The 16,451-nt window shown below is 59.3% G+C and carries 16 protein-coding genes; 7 read left to right on the plus strand and 9 right to left on the minus strand.

Features of this window, described 5'->3' with window-relative positions; translation table 11 throughout:
* Positions 1-8: 8 nt before the first annotated feature.
* Positions 9-1,532, minus strand: coding sequence for an OmpA family protein (locus K8I84_RS11920; protein ID WP_223794997.1), 1,524 nt, complete (start codon positions 1,530-1,532; stop codon positions 9-11).
* A gap of 365 nt (positions 1,533-1,897) precedes the next feature.
* Positions 1,898-2,344, minus strand: coding sequence for a TM2 domain-containing protein (locus K8I84_RS11925; RefSeq protein ID WP_223794998.1), 447 nt, complete (start codon positions 2,342-2,344; stop codon positions 1,898-1,900).
* Positions 2,345-2,659: 315 nt separating this feature from the next.
* Between K8I84_RS11925 and K8I84_RS11930 the strand changes: the two genes are divergently transcribed.
* Both K8I84_RS11930 and K8I84_RS11935 read left to right on the plus strand, forming a co-directional pair.
* Positions 2,660-3,523: a DMT family transporter gene (locus K8I84_RS11930; protein ID WP_223795038.1), complete on the plus strand. Its 864-nt coding sequence runs from the start codon at positions 2,660-2,662 to the stop codon at positions 3,521-3,523.
* A 114-nt stretch (positions 3,524-3,637) separates the two neighbouring features.
* A complete protein-coding gene (locus K8I84_RS11935) occupies positions 3,638-4,351 on the plus strand; it encodes an esterase/lipase family protein (protein WP_223794999.1) in 714 nt (237 codons plus the stop codon).
* 55 nt (positions 4,352-4,406) lie between these two features.
* On the opposite strand, the gene K8I84_RS11940 is transcribed toward K8I84_RS11935, so the two are convergent.
* From K8I84_RS11940 to K8I84_RS11955, 4 genes are all read right to left on the minus strand, one after another.
* The gene (locus K8I84_RS11940; RefSeq protein WP_223795000.1) at positions 4,407-4,892 is read right to left on the minus strand and encodes a hypothetical protein; all 486 of its coding nucleotides are present in this window, start codon (positions 4,890-4,892) and stop codon (positions 4,407-4,409) included.
* Between the two features lie 157 nt (positions 4,893-5,049).
* Positions 5,050-5,625, minus strand: a complete 576-nt coding sequence (locus tag K8I84_RS11945) for a gamma-glutamylcyclotransferase (RefSeq protein WP_223795001.1) — start codon at positions 5,623-5,625, stop codon at positions 5,050-5,052.
* Positions 5,626-5,657: 32 nt separating this feature from the next.
* Positions 5,658-6,281, minus strand: a complete 624-nt coding sequence (locus K8I84_RS11950) for a MarC family protein (protein ID WP_223795002.1) — start codon at positions 6,279-6,281, stop codon at positions 5,658-5,660.
* 252 nt (positions 6,282-6,533) lie between these two features.
* A complete protein-coding gene (locus K8I84_RS11955; RefSeq protein ID WP_223795003.1) occupies positions 6,534-6,956 on the minus strand; it encodes an MAPEG family protein in 423 nt (140 codons plus the stop codon).
* A 342-nt stretch (positions 6,957-7,298) separates the two neighbouring features.
* Between K8I84_RS11955 and K8I84_RS11960 the strand changes: the two genes are divergently transcribed.
* Positions 7,299-8,078, plus strand: a complete 780-nt coding sequence (locus tag K8I84_RS11960; RefSeq protein ID WP_223795004.1) for a hypothetical protein — start codon at positions 7,299-7,301, stop codon at positions 8,076-8,078.
* Here K8I84_RS11960 and K8I84_RS11965 read toward each other — a convergent pair.
* On the minus strand, positions 8,075-8,914 hold the full coding sequence (locus K8I84_RS11965; RefSeq protein ID WP_223795005.1) for a hypothetical protein: 840 nt from the start codon (positions 8,912-8,914) through the stop codon (positions 8,075-8,077). The two genes, K8I84_RS11960 and K8I84_RS11965, sit on opposite strands and share 4 nt — an antisense overlap.
* A gap of 397 nt (positions 8,915-9,311) precedes the next feature.
* On the opposite strand from K8I84_RS11965, the gene K8I84_RS11970 reads away from it, so the two are divergent.
* Positions 9,312-10,889: a Re/Si-specific NAD(P)(+) transhydrogenase subunit alpha gene (locus tag K8I84_RS11970; protein WP_223795006.1), complete on the plus strand. Its 1,578-nt coding sequence runs from the start codon at positions 9,312-9,314 to the stop codon at positions 10,887-10,889.
* Between the two features lie 11 nt (positions 10,890-10,900).
* Positions 10,901-12,295 carry a Re/Si-specific NAD(P)(+) transhydrogenase subunit beta gene (gene pntB, locus K8I84_RS11975; RefSeq protein ID WP_223795007.1) on the plus strand — a complete coding sequence of 465 codons (1,395 nt, stop codon included), beginning with the start codon at positions 10,901-10,903 and terminating at the stop codon, positions 12,293-12,295.
* Between the two features lie 51 nt (positions 12,296-12,346).
* On the opposite strand, the gene K8I84_RS11980 is transcribed toward pntB, so the two are convergent.
* Positions 12,347-13,459, minus strand: coding sequence for an NADH:flavin oxidoreductase (locus K8I84_RS11980; RefSeq protein WP_223795008.1), 1,113 nt, complete (start codon positions 13,457-13,459; stop codon positions 12,347-12,349).
* 138 nt (positions 13,460-13,597) lie between these two features.
* Between K8I84_RS11980 and K8I84_RS11985 the strand changes: the two genes are divergently transcribed.
* Together K8I84_RS11985 and K8I84_RS11990 are read left to right on the plus strand one after the other, a co-directional pair.
* Positions 13,598-14,068 carry a winged helix-turn-helix transcriptional regulator gene (locus K8I84_RS11985; protein WP_223795009.1) on the plus strand — a complete coding sequence of 157 codons (471 nt, stop codon included), beginning with the start codon at positions 13,598-13,600 and terminating at the stop codon, positions 14,066-14,068.
* A gap of 159 nt (positions 14,069-14,227) precedes the next feature.
* Positions 14,228-14,977, plus strand: coding sequence for an OmpW/AlkL family protein (locus K8I84_RS11990; RefSeq protein WP_223795010.1), 750 nt, complete (start codon positions 14,228-14,230; stop codon positions 14,975-14,977).
* 150 nt (positions 14,978-15,127) lie between these two features.
* Here K8I84_RS11990 and K8I84_RS11995 read toward each other — a convergent pair whose 3' ends face one another.
* Entirely contained in the window at positions 15,128-16,432 is a 1,305-nt protein-coding gene (locus K8I84_RS11995; protein ID WP_223795011.1) for a DEAD/DEAH box helicase, read from the minus strand.
* Positions 16,433-16,451: the final 19 nt, after the last annotated feature.

A 16,451-nucleotide genomic window follows, 5' to 3' on the forward strand; every position in this document is an offset into this window, starting at 1 on the left:
ACAGCCGGTCACTTGATGCGCTTCAGCTCGATGTTTTTTTCGTAGATGGTGTCGCCGGCGGCGTAGTACAGAACAGCGGCTTTGGTCGAGGGACTGGCGGTCTTGGCCATTACCACATCCATGCACGCAACTGGATGATTCTCCTCAAAATAGGTCCTCAACAGCAGGCCCTTCTCACCGGGATAGGACTCGATATGAGGCTCGCTCACGTAGTCTGGGGCAAGATCGGCTTGGACATTTTCGTAGATCTTCACCGTGGGCCGACCTTTGGGTATGCCCGCGCCTTTGGCGACCACCAAACCGTCGTAACCAATGCCGTGACCGTTGACGCTGCCGTCGTACCAGACACTACCGTTCAGACCCGGCCACAGATCCGCCATGTCAAGTTCGCTGGCGTCCAGTTTCTTGCCGGTCGCAAGATTCTGGATGTCACCGGTGACGCGCGGCGCTTCCATGTAACAGGGAGACAGGCTCACCTGATCATCCGCGAATGCTTTAGAGAACAGGGGAATACCACTGTCGGATTTGGTGGAGCCCGCCGCTTGTTGAATCCGGCTAAAGTCTGCGGATGCGGGTGCCCCGCCAAAGTCCAGAAGCGCTACGGACGAGGGAGATGGCGTGGGTGCTGACACCGGTGCTGATTTCGGCTCTGGCGCGGGTTTTGACGCCGCCACGGCCGGCTGGCTGACCTGTTCAGGCTCAGGCTTTACGCGTTTGCGGATGTCTGCCTTTTCTTCGGCGGTTCGGTTGGAGTGGGCCAGGTACTTGCGATCGTTCTGGCGCTGAAGGTTGTACGCGGCCAAGGATGGTTCGCTGTCAATCTCAACTATCTCAACGCGACGGTTGGCCGACCGCCCCTCAGGCGTGTCGTTTGTGGCAACAGGCTGGGACTCACCGGCGCCTTGGAAATAAAGCCGATCGGATGGGACACCCACCTCGGCAAACAGTTTGGCTACGGTGTGGGCACGACGCTCGGAAAGTTGCCGGTTGTAAGCCTCTGAGCCGGTGGCATCGGAGTGGCCAATGATCAGAATCTTACTGTTGTCCAGAACTTTCTGTTTCTCCGGCGATGCGTCGGTTTGTTGGCGATAGATGACGGCGATCGACATCAAATCCATACGCGCCTTGGTTTTCAGACGGTCGGAGCCAACCTCGAACATGCCGCCTTCGTTGATCGCCAGCTCCAGCGCGTTCTCCGAGTCGGCCTCAAAGTTGAAGGTCTTGACGGTTCGGGTTTCAAGATCAATGTTCTTCTCTTCCGCCAGCCGACGCAGTTGTTCCTGACGCTGATCGTAGACTTCGCCCAAAACGGTGCCCACAAAAGCACCGGCCACGATACATCTCGGGTCGCCGTCACAGGCCAGGTAGCCAATACCGGCCCCAAGGATCGCCCCTCCAATTTTTCCGGCACTCTCCGAAACCGCTGTGCCAAATTCGCTCGCGCCTTCTTTGAACGACGCCATCGACGCACAGCCCGACACAAGCACAGATGATCCCAGTGCTACCGCCGCAGCGAGATTCGATCGCTTCATTTTGCTAACTGCCTTCAGCATTGTGTTTCTCATTACTTCTGGTTTGCCGCTTTTCACACCCGTTGAGCCTGCCTGGAGACGGTTACCTTTTGCAGTTCACTGACCCCGCTTCCGAATTAAATCCACGCCCTCCGATCGGGGCATTGCACAGACGAGCCCTAGCAAAACCGGCGTCGGTTTTTACCACTCTGGCTGGGCCTAATTCGGGAACTGGGTGAGAGGCATCCCATCCGGGGTTTGACCGAGTCCGGGAGGGCCCCAGACTCATCGTCACGTTCAAGCGACGTCTTACTCAAAGAGTCCCATCAGGCGGCAGCATGCGCCGAATCCTGACGGGGTTATCACACTACAAGGGGTGGGGCCGTTTAGAACCAGGCCTTATTGCCAGCAACATAGGTTGCTTCAAACTCGTCATCCGACTTGATGAGATACATGATGAACTCGATGAAGGCGATGACGCCGATCACCAGGGATGGAATACCCAGCAGGATGAAACCGAACAGGAAGGTCAGCAGCATGATGACGCCCTGCTTGGTGTAGCCCAGGTAGAACTTGTGAGCACCGAAAGCGCCCAGGAAGAACGCAAACAGGGCCGCTGCAATCTTCTTTGAAGCGCCGCCGGTGCTTTGACCGCCATCCATGTAAATCTCTTCAGCAACGTCGCCGTTAACGGAAAAATCAACGGAGGCACCCGCCTTCGGCGCAACACTGCCTTTCCAGTTCGCAGCTTCCAGCTTGTAACGGTTCCCATCGGTGCCTGAAATCACACCGCTTTGGCTTTCTTTGTTGAAATCGAGGATCTTACCTTTCAATGTTCTTCTCCATACTTGAATTATTCTGCAGTGTTGAAACCTGATGTGCCTATACATCTAGAGAAGGCTAACGCCACCGGCATTCGAGGCCATTACCGTGGTTAGCAGCCTACCAAACACCATAAAAATTCACTGAAAAACATTGCAAAATAATAGGTTATATTTCACCCAGCGCAGTTTGGTATTGAAGAGATTAAGAAAGACTCACTGTAGTGCTAGACTCGATTCCAGGCACTTTCCCCGGCCGCAACTGACAAGCCCCCCGATACAGTAGACGCCTGATAGCGTTACACTAAACGCAGATCTAAAGGTGTTATTATCCTGCTGGTCATCGGCAACGCCCTGGCGTTGATTTCGGATGTGTTCGTGAAGCTGCTAGAACCGGAAGCCCCGGTGTTCCAGTTCGCGTTCCTGCGATCGTTGATCACCCTGCTTCTGCTGCTGCCTCTGGCGAAGCAGGTAAGCCGCCGGCACCTGTTCACCGGCCTGAAAATCCATGCCCTGCGGGCGCATATCCAGCTGGGCGGCATTCTGTGCATGTTGGTCGCACTGGGCAACCTGCCGCTGGCCACGGCCAACGCGGTGTTCTATGCCGCACCCATTCTGGTGATGGTGCTGGCGGCCGCCCTGTTCCGGGAGCGCCTGACACTGCTCAGCACCGGTGCGGTAGTCAGTGGTTTTCTGGGCATTGTCGTGATTCTGCGCCCGATCGAGTTTAACTGGGCGGCGATCGCGGCCCTGGGCGCAGCGCTGGCACTGGCTCTGGCCGCCGTACTGGTGCGTCGGCTCCCGGCAGAGCAGTCCACGGTCCACAAGCTGTTCCTGAACTACCTGCTGCTGTTGCCCATGGCCGGCGCCCTGGCCCTGTGGGAAGGCGTACCGATGGATTTCAGCATGCTCACCAGCGCCCTGGGCTCGGCACTGTTCATTCTGGGCTACAACGTGACGGTGTTGCTGGCTTATCGGCAGGTGGATGCCAATCAGGTCACCAGCGCCGAATACACCGGCCTGATCTGGGCGGTGTGTATTGGCTGGATCGGCTTCAGCGAAGTGCCGGACCTCTGGTTCGTGGCGGGCAGCCTGATGATCGTGGTGCCCCTGCTGATGATAGGCTGGCGCCACAGGACGGTTCGCCAGCCATCCACAGATTCAAAGCGTAATTGCCAGGTTGCGGCCTGACCCAGATGGCCCTGAAGCTAAATATGCGAAACTAGGTTCAGGGCCTGCTTCTGTTCGAAGAACGCATTGAGCGGGCACCTGCTGGCTTTTGACTCGTTGAGGCTGTGTACTGAAATGAGAGTACTGTTGTTAGCGGCATTACTGGCCTGTTCCCTGCCCGCCGCCGCGTCTTGCGTGGTGCTTCTGCATGGTCTTGCAAGAACCGCAGATTCCATGGAAACGCTCGAACACGCCCTGCTCGATGCGGGCTTCTTCCCGATCAACGACACCTATCCGTCCCGGGACCATCCGATCGAGGAACTGGCGGAGTTGGCCATACCTCCGGCACTCGAAAAATGCCCCCAGGGCATGGCGGTCAACTTCGTCACCCACTCGCTCGGCGGGATTCTGGTGCGCCAGTATCTTAGCGAGCACAGCATCGAGAACCTTGGCCGGGTGGTGATGCTGGGCCCGCCAAATCAAGGCAGCGAAGTGGTCGATGAACTACGGGATGTACCGGGCTTTCACTTTATTAACGGCGATGCCGGGCTGCAGTTGGGCACCGGCGAGTTCAGCGTGCCGAAGGCGCTGGGCAAGGCCCGGTTCGATGTTGGCATTATTGCGGGAACACAGAGCATCAACTGGATTTTATCGACCCTGATCCCTGACACGGATGACGGGAAGGTGTCCGTTGAAAACACCAGGCTTGAAGGGATGAACGATCACATCACAATGCCGGTTACCCATCCTTTCATGATGGAAGACGATGAGGTCATTGCCCAGGTCATTCACTACCTCAAGAATGGTCAGTTTTTTGAGGACGAATCCGTGCCAGTCCGAGGGCTTTAAACGATAGCTTTCGATGCCCCCAGCTTCCCGGGGGCATCCCTGCACCACGCTGTTTTCAGCGATGGGAATCCCGTATCAGCTCACGGGTATTGTGGATAATTCTCGCTACCCGAAACTCGGGGGAAACAGAGTGGTGCCCACCGGTCCGGTAACCGTGCCGGTGACCATGATGGCCATGGTGCCATTTACCATAGTGGCGGCGGTCATGGCGGTAGTGACCTTTGCGATGCCCATGTCCGTGCCGATGACGGTCGTGGCGGCTATAGCCGTGATGCTCGCGATGGTGATGGCCATGACGGCTGTGGTGCCGATCGCGGTCCCGGTGATGGTCCCGCTTGTGAGGACGGTGACTGTCATGCCGGCCCCGGTCATGATCCCTGCGATCCCGGTGATACTCAGCCTTCAGAATAGTGAGCTGCTTGTGCGCGTTCTGCAGGGCTCCATCCCGACCAGAATGGGCACGCTCACCAGCCAGTGCCGATGTCCCGCTGGCCAGCAGGGCAACCATGCAACTGCTCATCAATAGGTGCTTCACCTTCATAGCGGTTCTCCTGTCCATCAAGAATCTGAACCTGCGTCCGGTCACGTTCCGGTCGCCTCGTGATTTCAGGTTATCGAACCGTCAGGGAATGTCAGCAGCGGCGCCCCGGCTTTGCATAATCTTTACGGAAAGCGGCGCGCCCTTGACGTTACGAGGACTATTCGTCGTCGAATGAGACCGTTTTGAGGTGGCGTTCGATGGCAAAGGTGTGTGTACAGTCGTCTCCCAACTGCCGCAGAGAGTCGGCAAGCCGCAGGAGGTATTCGGAATTGGGTCCGCTGGGGCCGGATGCCCGGGCAATCTGTCGGGCAATGTCTTCATCCGGTGCGTGGCCCAGGAAGGCCTCGTTGTCCTCCGTGGCGATGTACACCACACCCTCACCGTGGCTGCCGTCGTCGAAGGTAAGCCGGGTGGTAAAGCGCAGGTAACCGTTCTTCTCCCGCACATCCAGATGCTCGAACACCGCAGGCGACACCCGGTACGCCATACCCTTGCACACCGCATCCGGCTGTTCGACCAGCGTCACCACCCTGCCGGGCGCTTCCGGGGTACCGCGATGGTCGTGAGAGCCCTGCCAGAACCGGCGCTGCCAGCCCCGGATGGTGGCAGGACGCTGTTCCAGAAACGGGAAATCCACTTTGTAGATCAGCGAACCGTAGCCAAACAGCCAGATCGCCGAAACGCCGGCAAAGCTCTGGCGGGCACGGTTGATTTCAATGGTGTTGGCGGACATACGACTCCGTTGGCGGATAATTCACCCCCACTCTATGTGGAGGCAATAAACCCGGCAATACCCGTCAGAACAATCTCCGCCGCCATGGCAGATACGATCAGGCCAGTGATCTTCGACAAAACGTTCAGCCCGGTCTTGCCCAGAACCCGTTCCAGATAACCGGACAGGTGCAGCAACACCGCCATGATGATCAACGCAGCCACCAGCCCCAGCAGGCCACCCGCCACGGCCGGGAAGGCCTTGAGTTCAGCCCCGTAGACCATGATCGCACCGATGGTGGCCGGACCGATCATCACCGGAATCGCCAGCGGGACCACCGCCACATCGTCGCGGTCCTCATCTGGCAGGCCGGTGGCGTGGTTCCGGGTACCACTGGTAACCAGGCTGATGGCGGTCAGGAACAGCAAACAGCCGGCGCCGATCCGGAACGAATTCAGCGTGATGCCGATGGCATTGAACAGCAGAGGCCCAGCGAAGAACAGAAGCACCCCCAGCACAAACGCCGAAACGGTGGCGCGCCGGATGATCGAGGACTTCTCCGCTTTTGGCGCTCCCCGGGTCAGGGCGAGGAACATGGTCACCACAAAGAAGGGCGCCAGAAGGAACAGAAAGCGGATGGTACTGCTGACAAAAGTCGAGACAAACGCGTCAAACATCGAGTGGGTTCCAGCCAGAAAGAATGGGCGTAACTGTACACGCTCAAAGGCTTTTTCACCGTACGGAAGTTAACCTATCCGGCCTGTACCGTGTCTGGTTAGTGTTAGAACCCCAGTATGGCAGGACGATGACGACAGAGTTTAGCCGCTGGGGCCGCAAAGCGGACATTCAGATTGGGCGATCAACTCTTTGGTTTAGCGGCGCCCTGACAAGGGCGTCCGGTGTAGGCCGGAACAAACTACAACTATTTGTTAGGGAAGTGCCCCGAGAATCTGAATGCTCATGACAAACATACAGACAACCCCAACTGCATACGCCACTGTTCTCCAAGGCTGAATTCCGCACAGATAGAAGAGAGTGTGGAGGTAGCGTGCGGCCGTGAACACGAGGAAAAGCCATACCGCCATGCCTGGGGCCGCACCGGCCCAAACGTATGCAATGCCGAGGGCTAGAAAAATGGGAATATTCTCTAGGTCATTCAACCAAGCTCGCGCAGCTCTCTGAACTTGGGGCAATTCCTCTTTTGCGGGCTCACGTCCGACGAAAGCAGCATCCTCAGGAGTCTTAAACGTGCCCTTCCCGATTCGATGGAACCCTTGATAGAGGGAGATAGCAAACATTTTGAAGAACAGCAGCACTGAAGCGACCGCGTACCAATATTCTGCCTGATCCATGGTATTTCCTTACTCCCTAACAGCCTTTTAGTTTGAATTCGCATTAAACCGCAACGACATCGTCCCGTCCAAACCTGGATCTCAGCGCCAATTCCTAATCTAATTCATGGAGATAGAAGAACACCAGCACGGATTTTCAGGCGCTCCGTCCTGCAAAAAATGTGCATCGGGCTAAACATGGAGGAGCGGGCGAAAACCGACCGAAAAGCGAGACGCGTGCATGTCCGCTTTTTTAGCTGCTCTGTCCAGAGTCCATGCAAGAGCGATTTGGGTTATGGATTCGCATTTGTTAGCGTGGTTTTGCTGCTGTTTATTCCCACCCCAGACGCAAGGGGGATCCCTATGCATGCCCGTCCCGACTTTCTGAAGAGCATTTCTCCCCATCATGGTGAGGTAGTACGCAAGGTACTCAGCGACGAGACACGTGAGAAACTGGCGGCCAAGCTGCACGCCATGCCAAATGGGGAAACCTGGTACGCAGACATCTACAACAAGGCGATCTACGGCCCGATGGTGTTCCGCGACCCGGAATTAGACATCACCGGCATCATCGAAAAGCTGTTGCCCAACTACCGTATTCTGGCCGATCTTTACCTGGAGAAGACACCCGAGGATCAGGGTTTTCCGTTCCATACCGACTTCGACTCCATCGGCTTCATGGAGCACCCCGAGGATATGCTCACGGTCTGGATACCGCTGATGCCGGTCAGGGAGGCGGGCTCCGGACAGCTGTCGATTGTCATGGAGGAAGGGGCTGTTCGATTATCGCTCATTCGCGAAGCCAACCAGCTGCACAGCCTGGTTCGAGTCGTCGACCCGTCGGTGCCCCCACATCCCCCGTTTCAGATCACCGAGCAGGAATACGCTTACCTGGAGCGGACCAAGTTCACGCCGTCGCTCGACGCCGGCGACGCGCTTCTGTTCTGCAACGCTTTTTTCCACAAGTCAGAGGATGTGCATCAGGGCAGTCGCGCCGCCTATATTTTGCGGCTTGTGCCCAGGGACGCCAGGTTCAGCCGGACACGCCTGCTGGGTCTCAAGAAGCTTGGCCAGAACCTGGCCGTGGTCAACGAGTTGCTGGAGGAGCACTACCCGGACGCTTTGGAGACCGGCGATGCTTAACGGCCCTCCTGCACGTACACCCAGTTGGTTCGCACGTTATCGCACACGATGATGTTCCGGTTGATCACCTGGCACTGCTCCAGGCGCTCTGGCAGGTCATCGTGGTAGCGGGCCTTCACGGCCAGGGTCTTCTTGTCCTGCTTCAGCAGACGAAAGGTCTCTTCCATGCGGGCCGCGAAGTCCACGCCACCGTCCTCCAGGGTGTGAAACGCGTTGTGGAACGCGGTGAAGCTCATGGTATTGGCGCCCAGCCCGATGCTGAGCATGGCGGGGATGTAACGGTCGTAGGCGGTGGACAGATACTGGCGCACGGCGTCCGGGTCCTGCCTGTTGCCCTCAAAGGAAGTCAGTCCCAGACGATTCTCGTCCCCGAGTACGCCAGGGGCGAGCTGGCTGTTGGGCTGATTGTCCGCCAGCAGGAAGGAGCGTTCGGGACAGCGGATGTGATCCCCGGCCAGCTGGCAATCCGACAAGGACGGAGCCAGGCCTTGTAAAGCCGGTTGTTCCACGGGGGATTCTGGCCGCGTACCAGTCGCAGCCGTGGTATTGGGTTCCGGATTCGGCTCCGGTGTTTTCGGTGGCGCCACGGCGTCAGGCACCGCCAGCCCGTGGCGCTGGGCCGGCCGGCGCAATAACAGCGCCTGTACGCCGGGATCGTTGCGCCGGAAATCCACAGGCGATGGTAAACGAGCCCCTTCACCCCGGGCGACAAGATCGCAGTACAGCTGGTCCAGCTCCGTCCGCACCTCCAGCCCACAGGCGGGTTCAGCCGCCCGGACAGTGGCTGACAACATCAGCACAACTGCTACGCCTGTCCGCCATGTACCACCAGCCATACTCTGCCCTGCCTCCTTCGTCCGTTGCTAACGAGTCGTCAGGGCAGTTTACATCAAGCGTCAGAAAGGCGCCGCGCCGGGTCAGACAGCAGTGTGTTCAGTGCCCACGGTCACGGGTTCGGGTTCACACCGATACTGTCGGGCATCAAAACGTCAGGTTCGCTGCCGGGCAAACATCCGGCTCCCGGCGGGATTCTGTTCGAAGGCAAAAGAGTACAGCGCGGACTGCACGTCCCTGGCGCAGGGGGCATTGGCGGCATTTCAGCAGAGCGGGCAAACGGGTACTGGTGCACAGGATGATGACTGCAGGTCGCTAAAAGCAGGCAGTTTTTTCAGCTTGCACTAGGCTTCAGAGGTGACACCTGGTTCATCGATTCGGCCGGAGGAGGCGGGCAAAATGAAACTGGGCATCCCGAAGGAGATTTTCACGGACGAGAAACGGGTCGCCGCAACCCCACCGTCCGTCCACAAGCTGATCGACCTTGGTTACGAGGTGATCGTCGAACCCGGCGCCGGCGAAGCCGCGCACTACCAGGACGACGCCTACGAGCACGCCGGCGCTACTCTGGCGGTGGACACCAAATCCCTGTGGCAGGAAGCGGACTTTATCCTGAAAGTCCGCGCCCCCATGGAGAACCCGGCGCTGGGCTTACACGAAGCGGATCTGATGAAAGAAGGCGCTTACCTGGCCAGCTACATCTGGCCGGCCCAGAACGCCGATCTGCTGGAGAAGCTCGCGGCACGGCACATCACCAGCTTTGCCATCGACAGCCTGCCCCGCATCAGCCGGGCCCAGAAGATGGACGCCCTGAGCGCCATGGCCAACATCGCCGGTTACCGTGCGGTGATTGAGGCCGCCAATCACTTTGGCCGGTTCTTCACCGGCCAGGTCACTGCCGCCGGCAAGGTACCGCCCGCCAAGGTGATGGTGATTGGTGCCGGTGTGGCCGGTCTGGCGGCGGTAGGTGCGGCCAACAGCCTGGGCGCGGTGGTTCGCGCCTTTGACACCCGGCTGGAAGTGAAAGAGCAGATCGAAAGCATGGGCGCCCAGTTCCTGGAGCTGGACTTCGGCGACGAGGACGGCAGCGGCTCCGGCGGCTACGCCAAGCAGATGAGCGATGAATTCATCCAGGCGGAAATGGCCCTGTTCGCCGAACAGGCCCGGGAAGTAGACATCATCATCACCACCGCCCTGATCCCCGGCAAGCCGGCACCCAAGCTGATCACCGAGGACATGGTGAAATCCATGAAACCGGGCAGCGTGATTGTTGACCTGGCCTCCGAGCGCGGCGGCAACTGCGAGCTGACCGAGCCCGGCAAGGTTGCCCAGAAACACGACGTCACCCTCATTGGCTACACCGACCTGCCCAGCCGCATGGCCAAGGTGGCCAGTGACCTGTACTCCACCAACCTGTTCCATCTGATCACCGAGCTGACGCCAGAGAAAGACGGCGTACCGGTGGTGGATATGGAAGACGAGGTCATCCGCGGACTGACGGTGGTCAACGGCAAGGACATCACCTGGCCGCCACCGGCCCCCAAATCAGCGGTCAGCCCCAAACCCGCTCCGGGTACTGAAGAACCCGCAGTGCCGGAAACGAAGAAATCGGGCAAAGCGGCAGCGACCGGCAAAGTCATTGGCAAGCTGGCGTTGCTGGCCGTGACGGCGGCCGCACTCTACGGAGTCGGAGCCTATGCCCCCGAAAGTTTCCTGAGTCACTTCACCGTGTTCGTGCTGGCCTGCTTCATCGGCTGGCAGGTGATCTGGAACGTGACACCGTCCCTGCATACGCCCCTGATGAGCGTGACCAACGCCATCAGCGGCATCATCGTGATCGGCGCCATGCTGCATCTGGCGCAGGCTGAAAACATTGCCGTCGGGATCATGGCGTTTGTGGCGGTGCTGATTGCCAGCATCAATGTGGGCGGGGGCTTCCGGGTCACCCACCGCATGCTGAAAATGTTCCGTAAATAGGAGGCACAACCATGAGCACCGGACTCGTCAGTGTCGCCTATGTGGTGGCCAGCGTTCTGTTCATTCTCAGCCTGGGCGGCCTCAGCCACCAGGAATCCGCCCGTCGGGGCAACTGGTACGGTGTGGCCGGCATCCTCATCGCCCTGGTGGCCACCGTCGCCGGGGTGACCGGTGGTGGCCTGATCGCCATTGCCATTGCCGTTTTGCTGGGTGCCGCGGGCGGCATCCTGATCGCCAACCGGGTCGAAATGACCCAGATGCCACAGCTGGTGGCCCTGCTGCACAGCTTTGTCGGTCTGGCCGCTGTGCTGGTGGGTTTCGCCGGTTACATCGAACCCCTGAAAGCCACCACCGGCACCGAACACACGATCAAACTGGTGGAGGTGTTCGTGGGCATCTTCATCGGCGCCATCACGTTCACCGGTTCGCTGGTGGCCTGTGGAAAACTCGATGGCCGCATCGACAGCAAGCCCCTCACGCTACCGGGCCGGCACCTGATGAATCTGGCGGCGGTGATCGCCTCCGTGGCACTGGGCGCGTGGTTTCTTGGCACCGACAGCATGACCCTGGGCATCGTCGCCCTGGTCGTGATGACGCTCATAGCCTCTGCCCTGGGGGTTCACCTGATCATGGCCATCGGCGGTGCCGACATGCCGGTGGTGGTGTCCATGCTGAACAGCTATTCCGGCTGGGCGGCGGCATCCATCGGCTTCATGTTGGGCAATGACCTGTTGATTGTCACCGGCGCACTGGTGGGCAGCAGCGGTGCCATTCTCAGCTACATCATGTGCCGGGCGATGAACCGCTCGTTTATCAGCGTCATTCTGGGTGGTTTTGGCCAGAGCGGCGGCAGCAGCGCAGCGGTGGATGGTGACCAGTCGGTCCAGGAGATCAGCGCCGACGATGTGTGCGAGGAACTCCGCAACTCCGACTCGGTGATTATCGTGCCGGGTTACGGTATGGCGGTGGCCCAGGCCCAGAATGGCGTCAGCGACATGACCAAGATCCTTCGGGACAAGGGTGTGAACGTCCGTTTCGGCATCCATCCGGTGGCCGGGCGGCTACCCGGGCATATGAACGTCCTGCTGGCCGAAGCCCATGTTCCCTATGACATCGTGCTGGAAATGGACGAGATCAACGAGGATTTCCCGGAAACCGACGTGGTGCTGGTGATTGGTGCCAACGACACCGTGAACCCGGCCGCCGCGGAGGATCCCGGCAGTCCCATTGCCGGCATGCCGGTGCTGGAAGTCTGGAAGGCGCGAACCGTGGTGATCCTCAAGCGGGGCATGGCCACCGGCTATTCCGGCGTGGAAAACCCGCTGTTCTTCAAGGATAACGCCCACATGTTGTTCGGGGATGCCAAGGACAGCATCGACAAACTGGTCAGCGGCCTGCGGGGTTAATCCGCAGGCAAAGAAAGCCCCGGGATTACCGGGGCTGAAGAGGTACGCAGATCAGTACAGTTTGGCCAGTGACTTCCTGGCGAAGGCCTCGACTTCACTCAGCCGGCCTTCCTTCACTTTGACCAGCCACTCCGGGTCCTGCAGCAGGGCCCGGCCTACGGCAATCAGTTCAAACTCCCGGTTGTTCATCCGCTCAACCAGTTCGTCGATACCGGCCTGTTCCACCGCCTCTTTCTTGCTGGCGAAGGTGCCACTGATGAAGTCCTCGGTCAGGCCGACACTGCCCACCGACATGGTCGGTTTGCCGGTCAGCTTCTGGGTCCAGCCGGCCAGGTTCAGGTTGGAACCTTCAAATTCCGGCTCCCAGAATCGACGGGTGGAAGCGTGGAAGATGTCCACGCCGGCTTCCACCAGCGGCTTCAGGAAGGCGTCCAGCTCGTCCGGGCTGTTCACCAGACGGGCCTCGTAGTCCTGCTGCTTCCACTGGGAGAAACGCAGCATGATCGGGAAGTCCGGCCCGACCTGATGACGTACCGCCTCAACGATTTCGACCACGAAGCGCAGACGGTTTTCCATGCTACCGCCGTATTCGTCGTCACGCTGGTTGGTGCCTTCCCACAGGAACTGGTCCAGCAGGTAGCCGTGGGCACCGTGAATCTCGACACCGTCAAAGCCAATGGCCTTGGCGTCCTGAGCGGCGTCGGCAAACGCTTTGATCACATCATCGATGTCGTCCTTGGTCATCGCCTTGCCATTTGGCTTGCCTGGAGCAAACAGGCCGGACGGGCTGTAACCAGGCACGGACGGATCCGGCTCGGTGCCTTCTTTACGCACCGCACCCACATGCCAGAGCTGGGGGAAAATCTTGCCGCCCGCGTCGTGCACCGCGTCGACCACCTTCTTCCAGCCGGCCAGCGCTTCATCGCCGTGAAACGCCGGTACATTCGGATAACCGTTGGCGCCGTCATGATTGACCGTGGTGCCTTCGGTGATCAGCAGACCAACCCCACCCTCGGCGCGGCGACGGTAATACTCCACCACTTCATCAGTAGGCACGCCACCGGGTGAAAAATTCCGGGTCATGGGCGCCATGGCCACACGGTTGCGGAGCTTCAGGTTCTGAATCTCAAACGGTTCGAACAGAGGACCCAGATTCATGCTCATCAAAAAAACTCCTTCATAAGGATTCAGGCTGTGGATGAGGGCTCGAAAACAAAGTAGCTACCTCATCAATTTGGTTTCTTAACGCAACCCTATTCAATTTGGTTTTAAAATGCAACCCTATTCGCTACACTGCCCTACATGGCCAGAAAACGTTTTGATGACTCCAATTGCTCCGTCGCCCGCGCCCTGAATGAGGTCGGTGACTGGTGGTCCCTGCTGATTGTGCTGCACGCCATGTACGGCACCCGCCGGTTCGTGGATTTTCAGCAGGAACTGGGCATCGCCAAGAACATTCTGTGTGATCGCCTGGCTCGCCTGGTGGATAACGAAGTACTGAAGAAGGTGGATGTGGGTGAGCATGGCTCACGCTTCGAATACCGCCTGACCGACAAGGGCCGGGATCTGTTCCCCGTGGTGATCGCGCTGCGCCAGTGGGGCGACAAGTGGAACCCGGCGCCGGACGAACAACCGCTCGACCTGCGCGATCGCACCAGCGGCCAGCCTATCGGCCCGGTACAGGTGCGGGATGCCCAGGGGCAGCCACTGTCCGTCCGGGACGTTTTCATTCCCGAAGAATCCCTGCCGGGAAACAAAAAGCGCCCGGCCTGATAATCCGTAAAAGCCCGCCAGCTAACGTTTTCTTGAGCCATATCAAGCCTCCGGACAAACCCCTCCTGTGGGCTGGCGAATCTTGCCCCAGATCAATTTCCCCTTCTGCCCTGGCCTTAACCTGAACCCATCACAAGATTTCAGGTTAAGGAGATAATCATGTCCCGCACATTCAAGCTCAGCGTACTTGCCGCCGGCCTTCTGGCTGCCGCCCCCATCGTGAACGCCTATGAGGCTGGCGATTTCATCGGTCGCGCCGGCGCTGCCACCGTGGATCCGGATTCATCCAGCAGCAACCTGCGAACCTCCCTGCCCGGGCTGGAGGTCGTTAACGGGGCTCAGGTCAGTGTCGATAAGGACACCCAGCTGGGGCTCACCCTCACCTACATGATGACCGACCAGATTGGTCTGGGCGTGCTGGCCGCAACGCCGTTCAAGCACGACATTAAAGGCGACGGCGCTGCCCTGAGCGGCACCGGCAAACTGGCCGAGACCAAGCATCTGCCGCCAACCGTTACCGTGCAGTTCTTCCCCATGCCCTCTGGCAGCAAGTTCCAGCCGTACGCTGGCCTCGGCGTGAACTACACCAACTTCTTTGAAGAGAAGACCACCCAGACACTGACCGATACCCTGGATGGTGCGGCGCAGGCGGTGCTGGGAACGCCAGCCGGCACCGTCGACCGGACAGATATCAAGCTGGACGACAGTTTCGGCCTGGCCGGCGAACTGGGCTTCGACTACCTGATCACCGACAACCTGGGAGTCAACGCGACCGTCTGGTGGATTGATATCGACACCGACGCCGATATCGGTGTTTACGCCGCCGACGGCAGCAAAATCACCACCGGTAAGCTGGACGTCGAGATCGACCCCTGGGTTTACATGGTGGGTCTGACCTACAAGTTTTAAGTCTGTACCGTCCGGCCGGCTGACCGGGGGGTGCAAGCAAGCCGACGGTACACTCCCCTCGCGGGGCCTTGATGGCCCCGCTTTTTTAATCCGACACAAACAAAAAGGCGGAGCATGTGCTCCGCCTTTTTGGCTTTCCTTTATGGCAGGTCAGGCACTGGCGCGCTGACTGCGGCCACGCTGGCCGCCACCGCCATTTCCATTACCATTACCACTGCGCCCGCCGGGCTTGGCACCAAAGCTGCGCGGTTTGCCATTACCGCCGCCCGGGCGCTTGCGCGCCTTGCTCGGATCGGCCTTGGCCTTCGGCTTGAGCGGCAGGTTGTTGGTCGGTTCAAAACCGTCCACCACCGTACGCGGCAACTGCTTCTTGATCAGCTTTTCGATACCCGCCAGCAATTTGCCTTCGTCAGCACTCACCAGTGACAGGGCGTGGCCGCTCTCGCCGGCACGACCGGTCCGACCGATACGGTGCACGTAGTCTTCCGGCACATTGGGCAGTTCAAAATTCACTACCTGCGGCAACTGCTTGATGTCCAGGCCCCGGGCAGCGATGTCGGTGGCCACCAGGACACGAATATCCCCTTGCTTGAATTCATTCAGGGCCCGGGTACGTGCGCCCTGGGACTTGTTGCCGTGAATCGCTGCGGCGGTGATGCCATCGCGCTCCAGCTTCTGGGTCAGGCGGTTGGCACCGTGCTTGGTGCGGGTGAATACCAGTACCTGTTCCCAGCTGTGATCGCGAACCAGCTTGCTCAGAAGTGCCGTTTTCTGGCTCTGATCCACAGGGTAAACCGACTGCTTCACCCGCTCTGCAGTGGTGTTGCGAGCGGCCACTTCCACTTGCACGGGGTTATCCAGCAGGCCCTGCGCCAGTGAGCGAATCTCGTTCGAAAAAGTGGCGGAGAACAGCAGGTTCTGACGTTTTTCAGGCAACAGCGCGAGAATCTTGCGGATGTCGCGGATAAAGCCCATGTCCAGCATCCGGTCGGCTTCGTCCAGCACCAGCACTTCCACCTCGTTCAGGCGAACGGCGTTCTGCTGGTACAGATCCATCAAACGTCCCGGCGTTGCCACCAGAACGTCCAGACCCTTGCGCAGCTTCATCATCTGCGGATTGATTTTTACCCCGCCAAACACCACGGCGGAACGGGTGGGCAGGTACGCACTGTAGCGGGCTACGTTGTCGTGTACCTGAGCCGCCAGTTCGCGGGTCGGTGCGAGGATCAGGGCACGAGGCCCCTTGCCGGTGCGTGGCTTTTCCGACAGGCGCTGCAGCAGCGGCAGGGTAAAGCCGGCGGTTTTGCCGGTTCCTGTCTGTGCGGCGGCCATAACATCCTTGCCGGACAGCACCGCGGGAATCGCCTTGGCCTGGATGGGGGACGGGGTTTCGTAACCCTGCTCGGAAGTGGCACGTACCAGCTGCTCGGACAAGCCGAGTGAAGAAAAACTCATATAAGATCAACTCTTGATT

Source organism: Marinobacter sp. F4216 (genome assembly GCF_019931195.1).
In the GTDB taxonomy this organism is placed as follows: domain Bacteria; phylum Pseudomonadota; class Gammaproteobacteria; order Pseudomonadales; family Oleiphilaceae; genus Marinobacter; species Marinobacter suaedae.